The sequence below is a fragment of the Nocardia sp. PE-7 genome, from assembly GCF_030486425.1.
In the GTDB taxonomy this organism is placed as follows: domain Bacteria; phylum Actinomycetota; class Actinomycetes; order Mycobacteriales; family Mycobacteriaceae; genus Nocardia; species Nocardia salmonicida_A.
Window position 1 is genome coordinate 1,910,714 of sequence record NZ_CP129614.1, and the last position, 21,183, is coordinate 1,931,896.

General features: G+C 66.9%; 21 protein-coding genes. 15 read left to right on the forward strand and 6 right to left on the reverse strand.

Features of this window, described 5'->3' with window-relative positions; all coding sequences use genetic code 11:
* Window positions 1-12: 12 nt before the first annotated feature.
* The 5 genes from QX204_RS08985 to der are packed head-to-tail and all read left to right on the forward strand — an operon-like array spanning window position 13 to window position 5,123.
* Window positions 13-876, forward strand: coding sequence for a segregation and condensation protein A (locus QX204_RS08985; RefSeq protein ID WP_301906122.1), 864 nt, complete (start codon window positions 13-15; stop codon window positions 874-876).
* Window positions 873-1,529, forward strand: a complete 657-nt coding sequence (scpB, locus tag QX204_RS08990) for an SMC-Scp complex subunit ScpB (RefSeq protein ID WP_301906123.1) — start codon at window positions 873-875, stop codon at window positions 1,527-1,529. The genes QX204_RS08985 and scpB overlap by 4 nt, the downstream gene beginning before the upstream one ends.
* Window positions 1,530-1,537: 8 nt before the next feature.
* Window positions 1,538-2,968 (forward strand): pseudouridine synthase, encoded by a 1,431-nt coding sequence (locus QX204_RS08995; RefSeq protein ID WP_301906124.1) that lies wholly within the window; start codon window positions 1,538-1,540, stop codon window positions 2,966-2,968.
* Window positions 2,969-3,006: 38 nt separating this feature from the next.
* Window positions 3,007-3,711, forward strand: a complete 705-nt coding sequence (gene cmk, locus QX204_RS09000) for a (d)CMP kinase (protein WP_301907955.1) — start codon at window positions 3,007-3,009, stop codon at window positions 3,709-3,711.
* Window positions 3,708-5,123: a ribosome biogenesis GTPase Der gene (gene der, locus QX204_RS09005; protein WP_301906125.1), complete on the forward strand. Its 1,416-nt coding sequence runs from the start codon at window positions 3,708-3,710 to the stop codon at window positions 5,121-5,123. Before cmk ends, der begins: the two co-directional genes overlap by 4 nt.
* A gap of 51 nt (window positions 5,124-5,174) precedes the next feature.
* On the opposite strand, the gene QX204_RS09010 is transcribed toward der, so the two are convergent.
* A complete protein-coding gene (locus QX204_RS09010) occupies window positions 5,175-5,771 on the reverse strand; it encodes a TetR/AcrR family transcriptional regulator (RefSeq protein WP_301906126.1) in 597 nt (198 codons plus the stop codon).
* 90 nt (window positions 5,772-5,861) lie between these two features.
* Between QX204_RS09010 and QX204_RS09015 the strand changes: the two genes are divergently transcribed.
* Both QX204_RS09015 and QX204_RS09020 read left to right on the forward strand, forming a co-directional pair.
* Window positions 5,862-6,749 carry an alpha/beta fold hydrolase gene (locus QX204_RS09015; RefSeq protein WP_301906127.1) on the forward strand — a complete coding sequence of 296 codons (888 nt, stop codon included), beginning with the start codon at window positions 5,862-5,864 and terminating at the stop codon, window positions 6,747-6,749.
* A gap of 178 nt (window positions 6,750-6,927) precedes the next feature.
* The gene (locus tag QX204_RS09020) at window positions 6,928-7,203 is read left to right on the forward strand and encodes a YggT family protein (protein ID WP_301906128.1); all 276 of its coding nucleotides are present in this window, start codon (window positions 6,928-6,930) and stop codon (window positions 7,201-7,203) included.
* A gap of 127 nt (window positions 7,204-7,330) precedes the next feature.
* Here the strand turns inward: QX204_RS09020 and QX204_RS09025 are convergent, their stop codons facing one another.
* Both QX204_RS09025 and QX204_RS09030 read right to left on the reverse strand, forming a co-directional pair.
* The gene (locus QX204_RS09025) at window positions 7,331-7,825 is read right to left on the reverse strand and encodes an SMI1/KNR4 family protein (protein ID WP_301906129.1); all 495 of its coding nucleotides are present in this window, start codon (window positions 7,823-7,825) and stop codon (window positions 7,331-7,333) included.
* A gap of 49 nt (window positions 7,826-7,874) precedes the next feature.
* Window positions 7,875-9,020, reverse strand: a complete 1,146-nt coding sequence (locus QX204_RS09030) for an ACT domain-containing protein (protein WP_301906130.1) — start codon at window positions 9,018-9,020, stop codon at window positions 7,875-7,877.
* Between the two features lie 201 nt (window positions 9,021-9,221).
* Here QX204_RS09030 and QX204_RS09035 point away from each other — a divergent pair, with 201 nt between their 5' ends.
* Both QX204_RS09035 and QX204_RS09040 read left to right on the forward strand, forming a co-directional pair.
* Entirely contained in the window at window positions 9,222-10,478 is a 1,257-nt protein-coding gene (locus QX204_RS09035; protein WP_301906131.1) for an aspartate kinase, read from the forward strand.
* Window positions 10,479-10,547: 69 nt separating this feature from the next.
* Window positions 10,548-11,393 (forward strand): alpha/beta fold hydrolase, encoded by an 846-nt coding sequence (locus QX204_RS09040; RefSeq protein ID WP_301906132.1) that lies wholly within the window; start codon window positions 10,548-10,550, stop codon window positions 11,391-11,393.
* Between the two features lie 4 nt (window positions 11,394-11,397).
* On the opposite strand, the gene QX204_RS09045 is transcribed toward QX204_RS09040, so the two are convergent.
* Window positions 11,398-12,120, reverse strand: coding sequence for a GNAT family N-acetyltransferase (locus QX204_RS09045; RefSeq protein WP_056822950.1), 723 nt, complete (start codon window positions 12,118-12,120; stop codon window positions 11,398-11,400).
* A 791-nt stretch (window positions 12,121-12,911) separates the two neighbouring features.
* On the opposite strand from QX204_RS09045, the gene QX204_RS09050 reads away from it, so the two are divergent.
* The 3 genes from QX204_RS09050 (at window position 12,912) to QX204_RS09060 (ending at window position 16,124) form a co-directional block, all read left to right on the forward strand.
* On the forward strand, window positions 12,912-13,202 hold the full coding sequence (locus QX204_RS09050) for a hypothetical protein (protein WP_301906133.1): 291 nt from the start codon (window positions 12,912-12,914) through the stop codon (window positions 13,200-13,202).
* A gap of 258 nt (window positions 13,203-13,460) precedes the next feature.
* Window positions 13,461-14,945, forward strand: coding sequence for a sugar porter family MFS transporter (locus QX204_RS09055; RefSeq protein WP_301906134.1), 1,485 nt, complete (start codon window positions 13,461-13,463; stop codon window positions 14,943-14,945).
* Window positions 14,946-14,981: 36 nt separating this feature from the next.
* Window positions 14,982-16,124 (forward strand): N(5)-(carboxyethyl)ornithine synthase, encoded by a 1,143-nt coding sequence (locus tag QX204_RS09060; RefSeq protein ID WP_301906135.1) that lies wholly within the window; start codon window positions 14,982-14,984, stop codon window positions 16,122-16,124.
* Between the two features lie 108 nt (window positions 16,125-16,232).
* On the opposite strand, the gene QX204_RS09065 is transcribed toward QX204_RS09060, so the two are convergent.
* Window positions 16,233-17,192 (reverse strand): TetR-type transcription factor C-terminal domain-containing protein, encoded by a 960-nt coding sequence (locus tag QX204_RS09065; protein ID WP_301906136.1) that lies wholly within the window; start codon window positions 17,190-17,192, stop codon window positions 16,233-16,235.
* Between the two features lie 128 nt (window positions 17,193-17,320).
* Between QX204_RS09065 and QX204_RS09070 the strand changes: the two genes are divergently transcribed.
* Window positions 17,321-18,529 (forward strand): acyl-CoA dehydrogenase family protein, encoded by a 1,209-nt coding sequence (locus QX204_RS09070; RefSeq protein ID WP_301906138.1) that lies wholly within the window; start codon window positions 17,321-17,323, stop codon window positions 18,527-18,529.
* Window positions 18,526-19,545, forward strand: coding sequence for a phosphotransferase family protein (locus QX204_RS09075; RefSeq protein WP_301906140.1), 1,020 nt, complete (start codon window positions 18,526-18,528; stop codon window positions 19,543-19,545). The genes QX204_RS09070 and QX204_RS09075 overlap by 4 nt, the downstream gene beginning before the upstream one ends.
* Before the next feature lie 38 nt (window positions 19,546-19,583).
* Here QX204_RS09075 and QX204_RS09080 read toward each other — a convergent pair whose 3' ends face one another.
* On the reverse strand, window positions 19,584-20,243 hold the full coding sequence (locus QX204_RS09080) for a TetR/AcrR family transcriptional regulator (RefSeq protein WP_301906141.1): 660 nt from the start codon (window positions 20,241-20,243) through the stop codon (window positions 19,584-19,586).
* 101 nt (window positions 20,244-20,344) lie between these two features.
* Here QX204_RS09080 and QX204_RS09085 point away from each other — a divergent pair, with 101 nt between their 5' ends.
* The gene (locus QX204_RS09085) at window positions 20,345-21,181 is read left to right on the forward strand and encodes an SDR family NAD(P)-dependent oxidoreductase (RefSeq protein WP_301906142.1); all 837 of its coding nucleotides are present in this window, start codon (window positions 20,345-20,347) and stop codon (window positions 21,179-21,181) included.
* Window positions 21,182-21,183: the final 2 nt, after the last annotated feature.

The following is a 21,183-nucleotide window of genomic DNA, read 5'->3' on the forward strand; positions in this document are numbered from 1 at the left end:
GCTACACCTGCGGTGCAAGCAGTACCCGAAGACGCGGTGCCGGCCGAGGAGAAAACCGGCTTTCATCTGCGGCTCACTAATTTCGAGGGGCCGTTCGATCTGCTGCTGACGCTGATCAGCTCGCGCAAACTCGATGTCACCGAAGTCGCGCTTCATCAGGTCACCGACGAGTTCATCGCCTACACCAAGGCATTGACCGCCGAACTGGCAGGCAACACCAAGCTGCGCGCGGACAAGATTCTCGATCAGACCACCGAATTCCTCGTCGTCGCCGCCACTTTGCTCGACCTCAAGGCGGCGCGACTGCTGCCCTCGGGCGAGATGACCGACGCCGACGACCTGGAACTGCTCGATGCTCGCGACCTGCTGTTCGCGCGACTGCTGCAATACCGCGCGTTCAAGCAGGTGGCCGAGCTGCTCGCCGAGCTGGAAGCCGCGGCGCTGCGCCGGTATCCGCGCTCGGTGGCGCTCGAGGAACAGTTCGAAGGACTGTTGCCCGAGGTCACCCTCGGCGTGGATATCGCCGCGTTCGCCGAGATCGCCGCGGCGGCCTTTCGACCACGCCCGATCGCCGAAGTCGGGCTCGGGCATCTGCACATGCACACCATCTCGGTCGCCGAACAGGCCGAGCTGGTGCTGGCCATCTTGAAGCAACGCGGTCCGGGTGGCTGGACGACCTTCGCCGAATTGGTGGTCGACTGCACAGTCCCGGTGGAAATCGTGGCGAGATTCCTGGCGTTGCTCGAGCTGTACCGGGGCAAGACCATCGCGTTCGACCAATCGGATCCGCTCGGGCCCCTCGCGGTGAGCTGGCTCGGTGAGCTGGATCCCGACGCCGAGGCCGCGGCGTTGACTTTCGAGGAGGACTACGGATGACCGAGGCAGTGGTGGAATTCACCTCCGAGCCACTCGACGACCTCGAAGTGCGCTCGGCGCTCGAGGCGATGTTGCTCGTCGTCGACGCCCCCGCGCCGACAGAACAGCTGGCAGCGGCCCTGCACGACACCACCGAGCGCATCGACACCGTGCTCCGCGCGATGGCGGCGGAACTGACCGAACGGGGCAGCGGCATCGACCTGCGTTTCGTCGGTGACGGATGGCGCTTCTATACTCGACAGGAGTACGCGCCCTATGTCGAGCGTGTACTGCTCGATGGGGCCCGGACGAAACTGACCCGGGCCGCCTTGGAAACCTTGGCGGTGGTCGCCTACCGCCAGCCGGTGACTCGCATGCGGGTCAGCGCGGTCCGAGGAGTGAACGTCGACGGAGTGATGCGCACGCTGCTGGCCAGAGGCTTGATCGCGGAAGCAGGTCAGGACCCCGAAACCAACGGCACGTTGTACCGCACCACCGAGTTGTTCCTCGAACGGATCGGGCTCGCCTCTCTCGGCGACCTGCCACTGCTGGCGCCGCTGCTTCCCGGCGTCGATCTGATCGACGAGATCAGCGAGAGCCTGGAAACCGATCCGCGGTTCACCAGGCTGAAGAAACCCGCCGAGTCCGACATGGATCTCGGCACCGACGATTGACAGGACAGATGAATAATTCCGCTCGCCGAGATGGCACACCGGATCGAAGAAATCGCAGCGACCAGCCCCGAAGTGGCGCGAATCGAACCGCGGGTAACCGTGGCGACAGTGCGCGCACCGGGCAGGGTGGCTCCCGCGCAGCGGCTCCCAGCCGACGCGGCACCGGCGCGGGTGGCTTCCAGCGCGGTAATCAGACAGCCGCCCGGTCCGCGGGCAGCTTCCAGCGTGACGCGGAGTCCGGCGGTCGCCGTGGCACCTCGACCGGTGGTGGCTACCAGCGCGACGATCGTCGCAGCGGCCCCGCGGGCGGTGACCGCCGCGGCAGTTCGCCCGGTGGTTATCAGCGTGACGATCGTCGTGGCGCCCCGGCCGGTGGTGACCGTCGTGGCCCGTCCGCCGGTGGTTACCAGCGTGACGACCGTCGTGGCGCCCCCGCGGGCGGAGGTCAGCGTGACGACCGTCGCGGCACCGGTGCTTCCAGCGGTGGCGGTTACCCGCGTGGTGACGCAGACCGCGGACAGCGTGGCGGCACGGCTGGTCAGCGCAGCGGCGCTTCGGCAGGCTCCCAAGCCTTCGCGGCGCGCAAGAAGACCTCCTCGAAGCCGCAGAAGAAGGTCGTCGCTCCGACGATCCTGAACAACGCCAAGCCCGCGCGTCACCAGCACGCCGAAGTCACCGAGGGCCCCAAGAAGCTCCCGTGGGGCGAAGGCGAACGCCTGCAGAAGGTCCTCGCCAAGGCGGGTGTGGCTTCACGTCGCGCCGCCGAGGAGATGATCGCCGCCGGTCGCGTCGAGGTAGACGGCAAGATCGTGCGTGAGCAGGGTCTGCGCATCGACGCCGAGAACGCGGTGGTGCGCGTCGACGGCACCCGGGTCGTGGTGCGCGACGAACTCGTGCACCTGGTGCTGAACAAGCCCAAGGGCTGGCAGTCCACCATGTCCGACGATCTGGGGCGCCCCTGCGTCGGCGATATCATCGCCGAGCGGATCGCCGCTGGTCAGCGCCTGTTCCACGTCGGCCGTCTCGATGCCGACACCGAGGGCCTGCTGCTGGTCACCAACGACGGCGAGATGGCGCATCGACTGATGCACCCCTCGTTCGAGGTGCCCAAGACCTACCTGGCCACCGTCGACGGCGAGGTGAACTACCGCCTGGTCGGTAAGCGCCTGCGCGAAGGCGTCGAGCTCGAGGACGGGCCGGCCAAGGTCGACAAGTTCATGGTGCTCGAGGCCTACCAGGGCCGGTCGCTGGTGAAGCTCGTGTTGCACGAGGGCCGCAAACACATCGTGCGTAGGCTGCTCGACGAGGTCGGCCACCCGGTGATCCGGCTGGTGCGCACCCACCTCGGCCCGGTGGCACTGGGTGACCAGCGCCCCGGCACGCTGCGGGTGCTCGGCCGCGACGAGATCGGCAAACTCTACGAGGCGGTGCAGCTGTGAACGGTGTGGACTTTCCCTTGGAGTTCGCGAGCGACCGGATGACCGGTGACGCGACGCTCATCGTCGCGATGGACGGACCCTCCGGTACCGGCAAGTCCAGCGTGTCGCGTCGTCTGGCGGCGCGCCTGGGCGCCCGCTACCTCGACACCGGTGCCATGTACCGGGTCGCGACCCTGCGCGTGCTGCGTGCGGGCGTCGAGCTGACCGATGCGGCCGCGATCGCGGAAACCGTTGCGGCACTGCCGCTTTCGATCGGCACCGATCCCAGCCACGAGGTCGTCGAGCTCGACGGCGAGGACGTCTCGCAGGAGATCCGCGGCGACGCGGTCACCAAGGCCGTCTCGGCGGTTTCCGCGGTGGCGCCGGTGCGCGAGCAGCTCGTGGCCCTGCAGCGCGAGATCGCGGCGATGTCGGGGCGCATCGTGGTCGAGGGTCGCGATATCGGCACCGTCGTGCTCACCGGCGCCGATGCCAAGATCTATCTCACCGCCTCCGCGGAGGCACGCGCCGAACGGCGCAATGCTCAGAACATCCGCGAGGGCCGCGGCGACGATTACTCGGCCGTGCTGGCCGACGTGCAGCGCCGCGACACCCTCGACTCCACCCGCACAGTGTCGCCGTTGCGCCCCGCCGCCGACGCGGTGCTCGTCGACACCAGCGACCTGACGATGGCACAGACCATCGAGGAGCTGTATCGCGTGGTGGCTCAGCAGCTTTCGGCCACGACAGGAGGTCCGCGATGATCGAAGAGATTCTCGTAGGCGACGGAACCTGGACCGACGAGTCCGAATGGGACGTTCTCGATATCGATGCGGACGGCGAAGGCGAACAGCACGTCGCGATGCCGACGCTCGCCGTGGTCGGGCGCCCCAATGTGGGCAAGTCGACCCTGGTCAACCGCATTCTCGGCCGCCGCGAAGCGGTCGTCGAAGACGTTCCGGGCGTCACCCGTGACCGCATTTCGTACGAGGCCAACTGGGCCGGGCGTCGCTTCATGGTGCAGGACACCGGCGGGTGGGAACCCGACGCCAAGGGTCTGCAGCAGCACGTCGCTCGCCAGGCCGAGGTGGCGATGGAGACCGCCGACGCGATCCTGCTCGTCGTCGACGCCACCGTCGGCGCGACCACGACCGACGAGGCCGCGGTGCGCAAGCTGCGCCGCTCCAAGATCCCGGTGATCCTGGTGGCCAACAAGGTCGACGACCAGAAGGTCGAGCTCGAGGCGGCCACACTGTGGTCGCTGGGTCTCGGCGAGCCGCGCATGGTCTCGGCCGCGCACGGCCGAGGCACCGGCGACCTGCTCGACGACGTGCTCGGCGCGTTGCCCGAGACCCCGCGCGAAGGCACCGCTGTGGCGGGACCGCGTCGCGTGGCGCTGGTCGGCAAGCCGAACGTCGGCAAGTCCAGCCTGCTCAACAAGCTGGCGGGCGATGAGCGTTCGGTGGTCCACGATGTCGCGGGCACCACCGTCGACCCGGTCGACTCGCTGGTCGAGTTGGGTGGCAAGACCTGGAAGTTCGTCGACACCGCCGGTCTGCGTCGCAAGGTCTCCAATGCCACCGGCACCGAGTTCTACGCGTCGCTGCGCACGAAGTCGGCGTTGGAGGCCTCCGAGGTCGCGATCATGCTGATCGACGCCTCGGTGCCGATCACCGAACAGGATCTGCGCGTGATCAGCCTGGTCGCCGAGTCCGGTCGCGCGCTGGTGCTGGCGTTCAACAAGTGGGACCTGGTCGACGAGGACCGCCGCTACATGCTCGAGCGCGAGATCGATCGCGATCTGGTGCGGGTGCCGTGGGCCCAGCGGGTCAACATCTCCGCCCACACCGGCCGCGCCGTGGCCAAGCTGGTGCCGCAGATGGAAACCGCGCTCGAGTCCTGGGACAAGCGCATCTCCACCGGCCGCCTCAACACCTGGCTCAAGGAAGTCATCGCGGCCACCCCGCCGCCGATGCGCGGCGGCCGTCAGCCCCGCGTCATGTTCGCCACCCAGGCGAGCACTCGCCCGCCGACGTTCGTGCTGTTCACCACCGGATTCCTCGAGGCAGGCTACCGCCGCTTCCTGGAGCGCCGTCTGCGTGAGGAGTTCGGTTTCGACGGTTCGCCGGTGCGCATCTCGGTGCGCGTGCGCGAGAAGAAGGAACGCAAGAAGTAATTCGTGTGTCAGACGAAAGCCCCGGCGAATATCGCCGGGGCTCTTCGTTTTTCAGCTGCCGACTACCCGGTCCAGCAGGTGATCGACCAATTGTGTCGCGCGCGAGGCGTAGTCGTCATTGGTGAGCATTCCCTGTGCCAGCCCACCGACCGCGAGCAAGGCCACCTCGGCATCGGCGACGAGCGTCGTCTCGTCGGCGTCGGGACCGCGCAGCTGCCGTAGTTGTCCCGCGACCGCGTCGACGATGTAGTTCGGCGCCCCCACCGTGTCGGCCGATGCCACATCGGGACCGGTGAGCGTCGCGGCGTGGAAGATGCCGAGAATCACGGCATCGCATCGGCTGGGCTCGTCGAGGGGCAGGACCGAGAGCAGGATCGTGCGGACGATATCGCGCGGACCGGCGTCCGGCCCGAGCGTCGCGAACCCCTGTGCCATCCGGGCGCCGGAATCCTCGACGACCGCGCGGTGCGTGGCGAGCAGGAACTCCCGTTTGGTGCCGAAGTAGTACTGCACCGACCGCACCGAGACCCCCGCTTCGGCGGCGACGGACTGGAACGTCGCGGCTTCGAGTCCGCCCCGCACGATCACCCGTCGCGCGGCACTGGTGATCGATCTGCGCCGTTCTTCGTGATCGGCCAACCGTGGCATCGCGCCTCCTTCTGTCCCGGCAGGTTTTCATGGTACGCCCATACCATTGTTGTGGTACGTTGATATCACCAACGAGATACAGGGGTGGTCATGGCCAAGATCGGGCGGTTCAAGAACGACAAGGCGCGCGAGGAGTATCTGCGGACCTATCGCGAACTGGAAAAGAAGTGGCGGATCCCGTCGACCACGGTCGACATCAGCACCTCCTTCGGAACCACTCGCGTCCGCAAAGCCGGTGCGGGAGAAGGGGTGCCGATCGTGCTGATGCACTCACTCGGTGGCAACAGCCTGTCCTGGGACCACGTCATCGAGGATTTCGCTCGTGACCGCATTGTCTACATGCCCGAAATGATCGGCGCCCCCGGTCTGAGCGTGCAGACCGCGCCGATCGACGAATCGGGCTTCGGTACCTGGTTCGGTGAGGTGCTCGACGGTCTCGGCGTCGACCGGGTTCACTTGGTTGGCTACTCGCAGGGCGCGTGGCAGGTGCTGGTCATCGCAGCCGATCAGCAGAAACGACTGGCGAGCGTGAACGTGGTGGAGCCGAGCGGCACCTTGACGAAGATCAAATGGAGCCTGCTGTGGATGATGCTCCGCGTCGGGGCCCGGCCCACGGACAAGAACCTCCGCACGATGAACGCGCGGCTCAACCCCGGCGTCACCCTGACCGACGCGGAATTCGCCGGTGTGAAGGCGGCTCTCGGGTACATCCCCACAATCGGCTACCCGAAATTGTTCACCGACGAGCGGCTTGCCACGATCACCACTCCGACCCTTGTGCTGATCGGGTCGGAGTCGTTGGTGGTCGATCCCGAACTCGCTGAACAACGCCTGCGCGACAACGTGCCGACCTGCGAAATCGAGATCGTCCCGAGAGCGGGACACGGTCTCTTCCACCAGTTCCCGAAACTGGTGACTGCCCGCATTCTCGACTTCACTCGCCGCTACGAGTCGACGGGAGCCCGCCGCGGCGAGTAATCGACGCCGCTCGCCCTCGCCGTTCAGTTGCCACCACGCCGCGCCCGCGATCACCCCGAAGAACGTGACCGCGGGCCTGATAATCGGCTGAGAACAACCAGTCGGTGGACACCTTGGCAATGTCGGGCACGTTGATAGCGGTAAGAGGTCCTCTGTGGCCTCCGCGAGGGAGTGCGTCATGAGTCTTGTCGGAACCCTGGTCGGCTACGCGCTGACCATCTTCTTGGTGCTGTTGATCGCCCGGATGGTGGTGGACTGGATCGATGCCCTCGGCAACGGTCCACAGTGGGCGCGCAAGGCGCGGGAGGTGACCCACGCCGCGACCGAGCCGGTCATCGCTCCCGTGCGGAAAGTGTTGAAGCCGATACGCATCGGCGACTTCTCCCTCGACCTCGCCTTCACCGTGGTTTTCATCGCCGTCCTGATCCTGCGCGCGGTGGCTTTCAGCCTGTAGTTATCGATGAGTGCCCGGGCGCGCGGTCTAGGTCGCGCCGCAGTTCGATGTCGGCGATTCCTGTGGTTTGGGTGACCGAACGGTGGGGGCCTCGTGAATAGGACTTCTTTGAGTCCCCCATGGCACCCTACAATTGATTTCTCACCCTACGCATCGCCTCCGTGGATTCGCGAGTCTTCTGCTGGATACGCCAGGACTGCCGAAGGAATTCGATGAACCCCTCTGCAAGCTCCCGGTCCTCGGAAGAGCCCTCCTGATAGGCATAGACTGCCCTGGATCCGCGCTTGAAGAAATACACTTTATAACCTTGGTGATGCCCGAAGAAGAACTGGCCATCCAACTCTAATCCCTTGCCGGAGACGTCTTCGGCCGCCTCTATGGCATCGAGCATCCGCGGAAAGAATAGGTCAGTTCCGCTGAAGAGCGTGCCAGCCTTCTGTCCCATATATTCAAGAAAAGCCTGATACTCATCAGGGATAGGGAAGCCTTCGGGTGCGACGGAATAGACCTCTGCGATCTGTGCAGAGTCGCACCCTATGAGCGAGTCGCTCGTTGCAAATCCGGACTCTATCAACTCGCGACCGAAGGTCGCTATGTCTTGGTTACTGGCGTCACGCACCATAGGTCACCTTCACTCGAATGGGCGACGATGTGGATCCGCCGCGGTGTACTCAACGCCCGGCGCGGCGAATCCGGCCGGGCGCATCTGACGCACCCTCCACCCGCCAGCGTGTCAGCACCGCGCGCACGCAGGATGCGTCGGTGAGCGCGTCGACCGTGTCGGTGAGGGCGGATTCCCTGGCGCGGTGGGTGAGCACGATGAGGTGGGCGGCGTCGTTGTGGTGCTCTTGGCGGACCCGCTCGATGCTCACCCCGTGGTCGGCGAAGATCGAGGCGACCTGGGCCAAGGCGCCGGCATGGTCGGTGACGCGCAGGTTCAGGTAGTAGCGGGTCGGGGTGTCGCCGAGGGGGCTCACGGGGAGTTCGGCGTAGTAGGAGGCGCGGGGTGCGCGGCCGCCGTTGACGCGATTGCGCGCGGCGGTGACCAGGTCGCCGAGCAGAGCTGACGCGGTGGCGGTCGGGGAGTCGCGGCCGGTGAACATCAGTCGTCCGGCGCTGTCGGCTTCGACGGTCACCGCGCTGAAGCGGGCGTCCACCTGGGCGAGCGGGTGTGCCTCCGGCAGCAGGGCGGGGTGCACGCGTACCGAAATGCTTTCTTTGCCACCGGCTTCGGGGCCGGGTCGCTCACTGATCCTGGTGCAGACGGTCAGGGGTCGCAGCCGCAGCGACAGCGCTGCCGCGGCGGCGAGGTCGTGTGGGTCGGCCGTGCCGAACTCCTCGAAATGCACGTCGGTGACGTCCACTCGGGTGTGGAAGGCGAGCGTCGCCAGGATCGCCGCCTGCGCCACCGCGTTGGTCCCGTCGGTGGGGAAGACCGCGAGCACCTGCCGCACCCGATCACCCGACAGCGATTGAGTGAGCGGCCGGACCACGGGGACCCCGCCGGTCACCGCCGCCTCGAAGAACAGATCGGCTCCGAATTCCTCAGCGGCCGAAGACAACCGGGGACCGTGCTCGGCGACCAGCGCCGTATTCGCGGTGATCACCGACCGTCCCGCCCGCAGCGCGTCGAGCACGGCAGGCGCCGAGGCGACAGTCTCGGTCGCGTCGATGACGAGCTCGGCATCCGGCATCGCACCGAGCACCAGTCGCGTTCCGGCACGCTCGCTCAGATCGTCGACGGTGTCGCGAATGATCCGCACCGCCTCCGCGGCGAGTGGGCCGGTGCCGAGAACAGCGATGTGCTGATGGGTCATGGGAATTCGCCTAACGCCGAGACTGCCGAACCGGGAGCCGACACAGCGCGCGCCACCCCCTGCCCGCCAGTATCGCGGCCGAAACCATTCGGCCGCAGCCATTTTCGTTTCCGAATTGGTACGGCCGTGCCCGGATTGCCTGGATACTCGAAGGGTCACCCGCGGATCGCACGCGGGCGAGCAGGGGAGAGGACTTCGTAGATGGCCCTGGTTGTGCAGAAATTCGGCGGTTCGTCGGTAGCCACCGCGGAGCGGATCCGGCGGGTCGCCGAGCGGATCGTGGAGACGAAGAAGCAGGGGCACGATGTCGTGGTGGTCTGCTCGGCGATGGGCGACACCACCGACGAGCTCCTCGAATTGGCGGGGCAGATCGCCTCGGCACCGGAACCTCGGGAGCTGGACATGCTGCTCACCGCCGGGGAGCGAATCTCGAATGCTCTGGTAGCCATGGCTATTCACGCACTCGGCGCGGACGCCAGATCGCTGACCGGCTCCCAGGCCGGCGTGATCACCACCGGCGCCCACGGTCGCGCCAAGATCATCGATGTCGATCCGGGTCGGGTGCGCCGCGCGCTCGACGACGGTGAGGTGGTGTTGGTCGCCGGGTTCCAGGGCGTGAGCCAGGACAACCACGATGTGACCACCCTCGGCCGTGGCGGCTCCGACACCACCGCGGTCGCGCTGGCCGCGGCGCTGCATGCCGACGTCTGCGAGATCTACACCGATGTCGACGGGGTCTTCACCGCCGACCCGCGCATCGTGGCCGACGCCCAGAAACTCGACCAGATCTCCTACGAGGAGATGCTGGAGATGGCGGCCTGCGGTTCGAAGGTCCTCATGCTGCGTTGCGTCGAATACGCGCGCCGCTACCAGGTGCCCGTGCACGTGCGCTCGTCCTACACCGACACGATCGGCACCACCGTCTTCGGCTCGATGGCCGACATCCCCGCCGACCAGGCCGTGCTCACCGGCGTCGCGCACGACCGCAACGAGGCCAAGGTCACCGTCGTCGGCCTGCCCGACGAACCCGGCTACGCGGCGAAGGTGTTCCGCGCGGTCGCCGACGCCGAGATCGGCATCGACATGGTCGTGCAGAACACCGGCACCGGTCGCACCGACATCACCTTCACCCTGCCCGCCACCGACGGCGCGCGTGCCGTCGCCCTGCTGCGTGAGCGCCGCGCCGAGATCGGCTTCGCCGATGTTCGGTACGACGACCGCGTTGGCAAGGTCTCGCTGATCGGTGCGGGCATGCGCAACAATCCGGGCGTCACCGCCTCCTTCTGTGAGGCGCTGGCCGCGGCGAACATCAACCTCGACCTGATCGCCACCTCGGAGATCCGCATCTCCGTGCTGGTCCGCGACATCGACCTCGACGACGCCGTGCGCATTCTGCACCGGGCCTTCGACCTCGGCGGTGCGGAAGTCGCCGTGGTGCACGGTGGAACGGGCAGATGAGCCTTGTTGACGTCACGCCCGAGCCGGTAGTAATTTACCAAAGAGTAAATTACCGAATCGGAGGGTTCGTTGAGTAGCCAGTTGACCACCTTCACCCGGGCAGGGCTCGAGTTCGACCTCGTCGACTCCGGCCCAGCCGGCGGCCCCGTCATCGTCGCGCTGCACGGCTTTCCGCAGACCGCCACCTCGCTGCAGCCGCTCACCGCCTTGCTCAACGCCCGCGGCTACCGCACCATCGTCCCGAACCAGCGCGGCTATTCACCGGGCGCCCGTCCGGCCGGCCGCATGGCCTACCGCGTGCACGAACTCGTCGACGACGTGGTCGCGTTGATCGACGACATCGATCGTGGTCCGGTGCATCTGGTCGGACACGACTGGGGCGCGATGGTCGCCTGGTCGGTGGCCGCGGCCCGCCCCGAGCTCGTCCGCACGCTGGTGACCGTGTCGGTGCCGCACCCCGGCGCCTTCACCCGCTCGATGATCAGCAGTGATCAGCTGCTTCGCTCGTACTACATGGCGTTGTTCCAGCTGCCGGTGCTCCCGGAGCGCTTCATTCGCGCGCGGCCTGCCGTCTTCGATCGGATCCTGGCCAAATCCGGTATGCCCGCCGACTCGATCGCCCGCGTGCATACCGAGATCATCGATTCGGGCGCGCTCACCACCGCGTTGAACTGGTATCGGGCCCTGGCGCTCACCACGCCGCGCGCCGTGACGGCGCGCGTCAGCGTGCCGGTGACGCATGTGTGGAGCACCGGCGACGTGGGGCTGACCCGCCGCGGCGCCGAGCTCACCGGTGGATTCGTCACCGGTGACTACCGCCTCGCCGTGCTCGACGGCTCGCACTGGCTGCCGGAGGAGCGCCCGGACGAACTCGCCGCGCTGGTCATCGACCGGATCGAGTCGCTGCGGGGCTGAGGTCTCACCCGATCGGCGAAGAAGCCAACGGCCGCAAGGCTTCCACGGTCGCCGGGATCAACGGCGCGCGCCGCAGGGCCGCGCGAGCGGCCAGTTGCTCGATGATCCGTCCGCGCACCCCCGGCCATTCGTCGTGCAGGATCGAATAGAACGCGGTGTCACGTACTTCGCCGTCGAGCCCACGCGAATGCGCCCGGCGCACACCGTCACTCACCGCGCCCAGGCGTTCGATCGCCGCCCGGGAGCGCAGGTTGCGGGCGTCGGCGCGCAGGGTCACCCGCCGCACGCCCCAGCTGTCGAAGGCGTGGGCCAACAGCATCAGCTTGGAGTCGAGATTGACCTGACCGCCCCGTACCGCCGGGGTGAGCCAGGTGTTGCCGATCTCCACCGCGTCGGGGATCGCCCCGCCCGGCAACGCGGTGACCGGTTCGGCCGACAACGGCCAGGTCAGTGGTCCCTGCCAGTAGTCGATCCGGGTGAATCGGGTCGCCCCGACTACACACTCGTCGGCGACGGTGACGATCGCGAAGGCCAGCGCCGTGCCTGCCAGTTGCGCCGCTTCGGCCTGGAAGACATAGGTGCGTGCCTCCTGTTCGCCGTGGGGGACGACAGTGAACCCGGCCGGTCCGTCGAGCGCGGCGGCCGCGGCGATCAGTCCGGGTACGTGGTGGGGTGCGAGAGGTTCCAGCCGTGCGATGCGGCCGTGGAGGATAACGGGTGCGGGCATGGTGACCGGCGTCCCTTCGTCTGAGAGGGTCGCCGACAGCGCGAGGCGTGGATCTCACGCGGCACGCGATTTCGGCGAAGCGACACGAACGATCCAGCAGCATCGAAAAAACTAGATGCAAGATAGCCGACGCGACGCGTTCGCTAGTTCGAACCCACGTAGATGTCGCGGCCGGAAAGTTTCCGGTCGTGACGATCGGTTCAACCGCGGGTCGACGCCCCCTTCTGCGATGCTCACAGCGCGCCGTGGGCCCGGGCAAAGACATCCCGCGTCACGGCCCGGTTTCTGCGCGACACAGCGACTGAAAGGGTTCGGGGCGTACGGGTTCGGGGCGCGTGTCGCACTCGCTGATCGGTCTTCGTCACGGTGCCGTGTCGAAGGGCTCGTGGACGTACCAACTGGATCGCGGTGCGAGTCATGGCTCGTTTTCCCACGTCAGGGCAGTAACGGTTCGGTAAATGACACTCATGTCGGTTTCTTGAGCAAATGTCCAGTTCTAGGGGAGTTTCGCCAGTTCCGACCCGTGTTCTTCGGATATGTAACGCGCGTTATCCAGTTGTGTCGCACAATTGTTCGATGTGATGCAGATCACACCCGCTATTCTCTGACCTACCGAGCTGGCAAGCTCGTAATTGCTGAACGTTAACCGTTCGTGATCATCAACCGGATCTACACCGATTCTCGGTCACGGGCGGCTCGCAGTCCGCCGCGGCGCGACGGTCATCGAAAGATTCGATGCGGATCGTCTATCGGCCGTGTCGGCACGGCTGTCCGGAAGGGGCCACGTTGATATGAGCAGCATCTACTTCGACTCGAACAGCAATCTTTCAGTTACTGAACGACGTCGCCGCCTCGCCGCGGCATCGGCGATCGAATCGCCCATCGCCCCGCTGGCGACGCCCGGGTTGATCCTCGGTCTGATCCTGCTCGGTCTCGGCGTGGCAGGCTTACTTCGCCTCGGTGACTGGGTGGGCAATTACGGTCCCGTCCTGGTCGTGATGGCTTACCTCCTCTATATGGCCGCGGCGGTGAGCCTGGCGCTCTGGGGTGCGGTCAGCGTCTGGTCGCTGCACCGGCGATAGCGCAACGATCGGCCGTGCGCGAGAGTCGGGCGAAAATGGTACTGACCGGCAAATGTCGAGCATTTCGAGTGACGGCGATTCCGATAAAAGCGTGTTGATCGGGGAATGTTATCCACCGCAGGGGGTGGGATAACATTCCCCGATCGTCACTTACCTCTCGTCGTCGACGAAATGTGCGTGGATTTCGAGCTGTCACCGAGCTTGCGAGCTCGATCAGTGTGCAGGAATCGACCTACTCCATCCGGCGGAGGTGCGGACATGCCCGATTTCCCTCGTGGATCCACCGATAAGGAGCCGGAGCGGCTCGGTGCCATCATGAATCGGTCCGAGAAAGTGGTCGCCTCGCCGGTCACCGAACCGCCGGTCGATACCCCGCCCGAGTCGCCCGAGCGGGTCGCGATGCGGGCCCGGATCAAGAAATTCGTGCTCACCGTCGTCGTCATCGCCGCGCTCGGCGGCGCGCTGTTCGGCTACGACACCGGCGTCATCTCCGGCGTGCTGGTCTACCTCACGCCCGACTTCGCGCTCAGTCAGACCCAGGTCGGCGTCATCACGAGTTCGCTGCTCATCGGCGCCGCGATCGGCTCGATCACCGGCGGCTGGATGGCCGACCGGTGGGGCAGGCGGATGACGCTGCTGTTCGCCGGCGCCTTGTTCTTCGTCGGTGCGCTCGCCCAGGCGCTCGCCCCCGATGCCACGGTCATGATCATCACCCGTCTGGTCCTCGGCGTCGCCGTCGGTACCGCCTCGCTGGTGGTGCCCATGTACGTCTCCGAGATCTCCCCGCCGACCTATCGCGGGCGCCTGGTCTCGATGAACTCGCTGATGATCGCCAGCGGGCAGTTGCTCGCCTATATCGTCAACGCACTGCTCGCCCCGACCGGGAACTGGCGGCTCATGCTCGCGATGGCGGCCATTCCCGCCGCGGCACTCGTGATCGGCATGTATTTCATGCCGGATTCACCGCGGTGGTACCTGAAGCGGGGCCGCACCGCCGATGCGAAGAAGGTGCTCGAGCAGTCCTACTACCCCGAGAACGTCGAGCCGACGATCGCCGAGATCGAACAGTCCGAAGCCGCCGACGAGGCGGTCAAGGACAGTTTGAGCGACCAGTTGCGCAAACCGAAGGTGCGCGCGCTGTTCTACACCGGCGTCGGATTGGCCTTGATCCAGCAATTCGTCGGCGTCAACACCGTCATCTACTACGCGCCGTCCACTCTCGCCCAAGCGGGGATGGGGGACAACGCGGCGATCACGTCCTCGATCGGCATCGGTATCGGCGCGGTGATCGGCGTGATGCTCGGCATGAGCCTGGTCGACAAGATCGGCAGGCGCCCGCCGATGTTCATCGGGCTGGGAATCATGGTCGTCGCATTGGTCGGCATGGGTCTGATGGAACGACTCACGCAGAGCACCGCCACCGGCTACGTGTTGGTGACCTTGATGATCATCTACGTCTGCGCGTTCCAGCTCGGTGTCGGCGTGCCCACCTGGTTGCTGATCTCGGAGATCTTCCCCGCCCCGATCCGCGCCACCGCGATGAGTATCTGCACCTTCCTCATCTGGATGGGAAATTTCACTGTCTCGCTGATATTCCCGCCGCTGGGCGAACTGTGGGGCGCCTCGACGATGTTCTTCCTCTTCGCGGTCGTCTCCGCGATCTCGCTGGTGTTCTGCTATCGCCGGGTGCCCGAGACCATGGGGGCGTCGCTCGACGACATCACCAACGAAGCGGAGAGCTGAAAGGGCCTACGGGTAGGCTGACCAGGTGAAGCAACTGTGAAAAACCTGACGGTCGGCGTCGTCGCGACCTCTCGCAAGGAAAACGAACACCGGCTGGCCATCCACCCGGCTCACTTCGACCGCATCAGTCCCGAGCTGCGCGGTCAGATCTACCTGGAACACGGTTACGGTAATCGCTTCGGCTACCCCGACGATGTTCTCGCCCCTCTGGTAGCGGGCCATCGCACGCGAGACGAGCTCTTCGCCGAATGCGATGTGCTGCTCCTGGCCAAGCCCCTGGCCGAAGACCTCGCGCAGATGCGCCCCGGCACGATCGTGTGGGGCTGGCCGCACTGTGTGCAGGACCCGAGCATGACCCAATTGGCTGTCGACCGCGACCTGACCCTGATCGCCTGGGAGGCGATGAACCACTGGACCAAGTCGGGTGCTTTCAGCGTCCACGTGTTCCACAAGAACAATGAACTGGCCGGTTACTGCTCGGTCATGCACGCTCTCCAATTGCGCGGCGTGAGTGGAGATTACGGTCGCCGGATGCGCGCGGCGGTGATCAGCTTCGGCGCCACCGCGCGTGGTGCGGTGCGGGCGCTGTCGGCACTGGGAATCAGTGATGTGACGGTGCTGACCCAGCGCAGCGTGTCGGCGGTGGCCTCGCCGTTCGCCTCGGTGCGGATGCAGCATTTCAAGCGTGATCCGGGACTGCCGGGCCGGACGCTCGCGCTGAAGGCGCCGGAGCCGGGGCCGCTGGCGGAGATGCTGGCCAACTACGACGTGATCGTGAACTGCATGTTCCAGGACACCGAGGACCCGTTGACGTTCGTCATGAACGAAGACCTCGAACTGTTCACGCGCGGAACACTTTTCGTCGACGTCTCGTGCGATGAGGGAATGGGCTTCGAGTTCTCGCGCCCGACCTCGTTCGCCGATCCGATGTTCACCGTCGGTGACGATCTGCACTACTACGGTGTCGACCACAGCCCCTCGTTCCTCTGGGACTCGGCGACGTGGGAGAACTCCGAAGCCCTGCTCGAGTACCTGCCCGTCGTGCTCGGCGGTCCCGAAGCGTGGGATGGCAGCGAAACGATTCGCCGGGCGATCGAGATTCGCGACGGTCGGGTGCAGAACCCGCGGATTCTGTCGTTCCAGGGTCGCTCCGACACGTATCCGTACGCTGTGAACTGACCGTCGACCAGCAGCGGCGCACGGGGGTATTTCCCGTGCGCGGCTGGTCTGTCTGCTCGGAACGGGTCGGCCGATTCCCGTCGGCCGCCGCAGACGTCATCGGGGGAATTATCGCGGCTGTGCTGTTTCTCGGCCTCCGAGTGCCAAGCCGAGCAGGCCGAGGGCGAAATCCGCGTACGCGGTGGCGATCTGTTCGGGGGAGGACGGGCCGTCGAGCCGGAACCATTGGGGGAGCGCGGTGCACATCGTCGCGATGGCACGCCCGGCGTCACGGGCGCGGTCGGTCGGTCTGTGCGCTTCGGCGAGCGCGGTATCGATGTCGGCATCGAGAATGTATTGGATCTCGTTGCGGGAGCTGGTGATTCGATCGCGATCGGCCGGATTCAAGCTGCGCATCTCGCTGGCGCCGATGAAGGCGAGTTCACGGTGGTGGGTGTGGAACAGCGCGAGTGCCTCGACGACCCGGATCACTCGTTCGCGGCCGTTCGCGCCGTCGAGACGTGCCGCGCGTACCCGCCGATGCAATTCGTCCATGGTGAGGTCGAGGGCGCGGACCAGCAGGTCCTGTTTATCGCGGTAGTGGTGGTAGACGCCGGGCACGCTCATGCCGGCACGCGCCGCGATCGAGCGCATCGTGGCGCCGTGGTAGCCGGTCTCGACGAAGGAGTCGATGGCGGCGGCGAGCACCGGGTCGATATCCAGCGGCGGGAACTCGCGCCAGGAATCCGCTGTGGCGTAGGTGTGCGGGCCGGGTTCGTCGAGCGCGCGGCGGCGAGAAGAGCGCGAAGGGGGCTCGGGGGAGGGCACCGCGCGGCGTTCGGAGCCCGGTGTGTCATCAGCTCGGGTGCTGGCCTGGTCGCCGATCAGCCAGGCCACCGTCGTGCCCAACTCGACAGCCAGCGATCGCAGGCGCGCGACCGATGCGCCGGTCTTGCCGGTCTCGATGGCGCTCAGCGTGGCCGGACTGACGCCGATCCGCTGGGCGACCGCCCGCAGCGACAGCCCCGCCGCGGTCCTCGCCTGGCGCACCCGCGCGCCCACCGCGTGTTCGGTTGTCGTCGACTCCATGTTGTTCAGAATACCTGAACACAACGGCTCGGTGACCAGTCCTGTTGACAGCAGTAATGCCCACATGCCACTGTCATTGCAGTCTATTGCCGAGCGAGCGTTCGGCAACCGAGCCGAGGAGCGGACCCGTGCCGATCGACCTGTCCCATCCGTCCGAGGTGCAGAGCCTGGCCGAGCGCACCCGCGCGTTCATCCGCGAACACGTGCTCCCGGTCGAAGACGCGCACGACGGCGACATCGCCGCGGCAGGCGGCGAGAAGTTGCGCATCGAACTGCAGCAGGCCGCCCGCGACGCGGGTGTCTTCGCCCCGCACGCGCCGATCGAATACGGCGGCCACGGTCTCGACATGTCGAGTCGCGCTCCGGTATTCGAGGAGGCGGGCTACTCGCTGTTCGGCCCGACGGCCCTCAATATCGCCGCCCCCGACGAGGGCAATGTCCACATGCTCGCCCACATCGCCGACCCGGAGCAGAAGCAGCAGTTTCTCGCCCCGCTCGCGCGCGGCGAGGTGCGCTCGGCCTTCGCCATGACCGAACCGGCCCCCGGCGCGGGCTCCGACCCGTCCGCGCTGAGCACCCGCGCGGTCCGCGCCGACGGCGGCTGGCGCGTCAACGGCCACAAATGGTTCATCACCGGCGCCGACGGCGCGGGATTCTTCATCATCATGGCCCGCACCTCGGGCGAGCCCGGCCAACGCGGCGGAGCCACCATGTTCCTCGCCCCGGCCGACAGCGCCGGCATCCGCGTCGGCCGTCACCTCGACACCCTCGACAAGTCGATGATCGGTGGCCACTGCGAGGTCTTCTTCGACGACCTGCTCGTTCCGGAATCGGCGGTACTCGGCGAGGTCGACCGCGGCTTCGAATACGCCCAGGTGCGCCTCGGCCCCGCCCGTATGACCCACGTGATGCGCTGGCTCGGCGCCGCTCGCCGCGGCCATGACGTCGCGGTCGCGCACGTGGCGCAGCGCGAGGGCTTCGGCTCACGGCTCGGCGACCTCGGCATGGTCCAGAAGATGATCGCCGACAACGAGATCGACATCGCCGCCACGCGCGCGCTGCTGACCCGCGCCTGCTGGGAACTCGACCGTGGTGAACCTGCCGCGAACGCGACCTCCATCGCGAAAACCTATGCCGCCGAAGCGATCTTCCGCATCGTCGATCGCAGTATGCAGATGTGTGGCGGTCTCGGTGTCTCCGCCGACCTCCCGCTGGCGCGGCTCTCGCGCGAAGTGCGTCCGTTCCGCATCTACGACGGCCCGTCCGAGGTGCACCGCTGGGCCATCGCCAAACGCGCGGTGAGCGCGGCCAAGCGCGCGAAGCGAGAATCCGAATGACACTGCCGGGCATGGACATCGCCGCGCTGGAGCAGTTCCTGCGCGGGCAGGGCGTCGAGGTGCGCGGCGAGTTGCGCGTCGAACTGATCAGTGGTGGCCGGTCCAATCTGACGTTCGCCGCCGCCGATGACGTCTCGCGCTGGGTGGTGCGCCGTCCGCCGGTCGCCGGGCTCACCCCGTCCGCACACGACATGGCCCGCGAGTACACCGTCACCAGCGCGCTGCAGAAGTCCGCGGTGCCCGTGGCGAAGACGATCGCCTTCGATGCGACCGGATCCGCGCTCGGCGCGCCGATGACCGTCGTCGAGTTCGTGGACGGGACGGTGTACCGCGATCAGGACGAGCTGGCGGCGCTCACCGACGAGCAGGTGAATTCCAGTGCGCGCGAACTGGTTCGCGTGCTGGCCGAGCTGCACGCGGTCGACCCGGCCGCGGTCGGGCTCGAATCATTCGGTCGGCCGAACGGTTTCGTTGCCCGGCAGGTCAAGCTCTGGGCATCCCAGTGGGAGCGGGTCAAAACCCGCGAGCTCCCCGATGTGGCAACCCTGCACGCCGCGTTGTCCGCCGCGATCCCGCAGGAGTCGTCGGCCTCGATCGTGCACGGGGACTTCCGGATCGACAACACCATCCTCGACAGCACGGACCCGAAAACCGTGCGTGCCGTAGTCGATTGGGAACTCTCCACCCTGGGCGACCCGCTCACCGACGTGGCTCTGATGTGCGTGTACCGGGCCCCGATATTCGACATGATCCTCGGTACCCGCGCCGCGTGGACCAGCTCGCGCCTACCGACGCCCGACGACCTCGCCCAGACCTACGCCGCCGCGTCCGGGCGCGAGCTGGACAACTGGGGCTTCTATCTCGCCCTGGCCAACTTCAAGCTCGGCATCATCGGCGAAGGCATCACCCACCGCGCCCTCCAGGGCTCCGATACCGGATCCGCCGCCGACCGGGCCGCCGATGCCACGCCGGAATTCATGGCCGCCGGTCTGCGCGCACTGAAGGGGTCCGCGTAGTCATCATCGAAGCGGCGCGGGTCGGCCCCACGCTGTCGTCAGGAATCCTGGTCGCCGATGATCTCGGTCGGCAGGAATCTCGCGCCGAGCTGCATCGCGATCGCACTGCTGTGTTCGACGATGCGCTCGGCGTCCACGTCGAGCACGCCCGTGCGCCAGGCCGACATCAGTTCCATGAAACCGCCGATACCGGCCAGTGTGCTCATGCGCATGGCGGTTTCGTCGATATCGGGGCGTAGATAGGGCCAGGCGATAGCGATCAGCCCATCGGTCGCGTCGGTGAGCATGGCTTTGCGCCGCTGTTCGAGCACGGCACTGCCGGCGTGATCGGCCAGCAGGATCCTGGCCCGCCCGCGGAGATCGGTCTGGAGCGAGACGGCGCGGGCGATGGTCGCGCGGGTGATCTCGAGTGGCGTCCGGTCGGCCTGGTCGACCACGACGTTCACCAGCTCGGCGAACACCTCGGTGCGCACCTCGTCCCAGACCGCGGCGAGCAACTCGTCGCGATCGGCGAAGTGCTCGTAGAAGTAGCGGTCGTTGAGCGAGGCCCGTTGACAGACCCCGCGCATGGTGACCGCGGCCCACCCGTGGTCGAGCCAGATATCGAGGGCGGCCTCGACCAGGCCGACCCGTCGCCGTGCCCTGCGCTCCTCGGCGGTCCGCCCGCCCCACGTCCGTGCCGGTGCGCGCACATCCATGGTTGACAAAGTACACCTCCGCGCGCCTAATTGGTGTCAGGTGCGGCCACTGGTGGCAGATGCCACCAATTTGAGTCTCGCCGGTAGACCCGGGAGTTGCCATGCGATTGTTCCCCTTCGGCGGTCATCGCCGGACCACGAACGCCGATGCGGTGGTAACCGGCGCGGGCAGTGGGATCGGACGCGCGTTCGCCGTCGAATTGGGTCGCCGCGGCGGTCGCGTGCTGTGCTCCGACATCGATCGGGACCACGCGGACGAGACCGCCGAACTCGTCGAAGCGGCGGGCGGCAAAGCGATCGGGACCCGCTGCGATGTCACCGTGATCGATGAGGTCACGCAATTGGCCGCGACCGCGCAGGACTGGTTCGGCGGCCCTCCCACCGTGGTGGTCAACAACGCGGGCATCGGCGCGGGCGGGCCGGTGGTCGGCGAGTTCGCCCTCGACGATTGGCAGCGCACGCTCGGCGTCAATCTCTGGGGCGTCATCCACGGTTGCCACGTCTTCGCGCCGATCCTGCGCGCGGCCGGGCGCGGTTCGCTGGTGAACGTCGCCTCGGCGGCCGCGTTCGGCGCGGCACCGCGGATGGCCGCCTACAACGTCAGCAAGGCCGGCGTGCTCGCGCTGTCGGAGACGATGTCGGCCGAGCTGGCGGGCACCGGCGTCGGCGTCACGGTGCTGTGCCCGACCGGCGTGAAAACCAATATCATGCAGGCGGATTCGCCCATGGACGACACCGCCGAACGCCTGGGCGGATTGCTCCTGCGCTGGACCGGACGCGCACCGGCGGCCATCGTCCGCACCACCCTCGACGCGGTCGACCACGGCGAGCTCTATGTGGTGCCGCAGCTCGAGGCCAAGATGCTCTGGCAGGCCAAACGCTGGCTGCCCACCACCTATACCCGTTCGGCGGGCCTGCTGGAGCGGGTCGTGCGCTGATC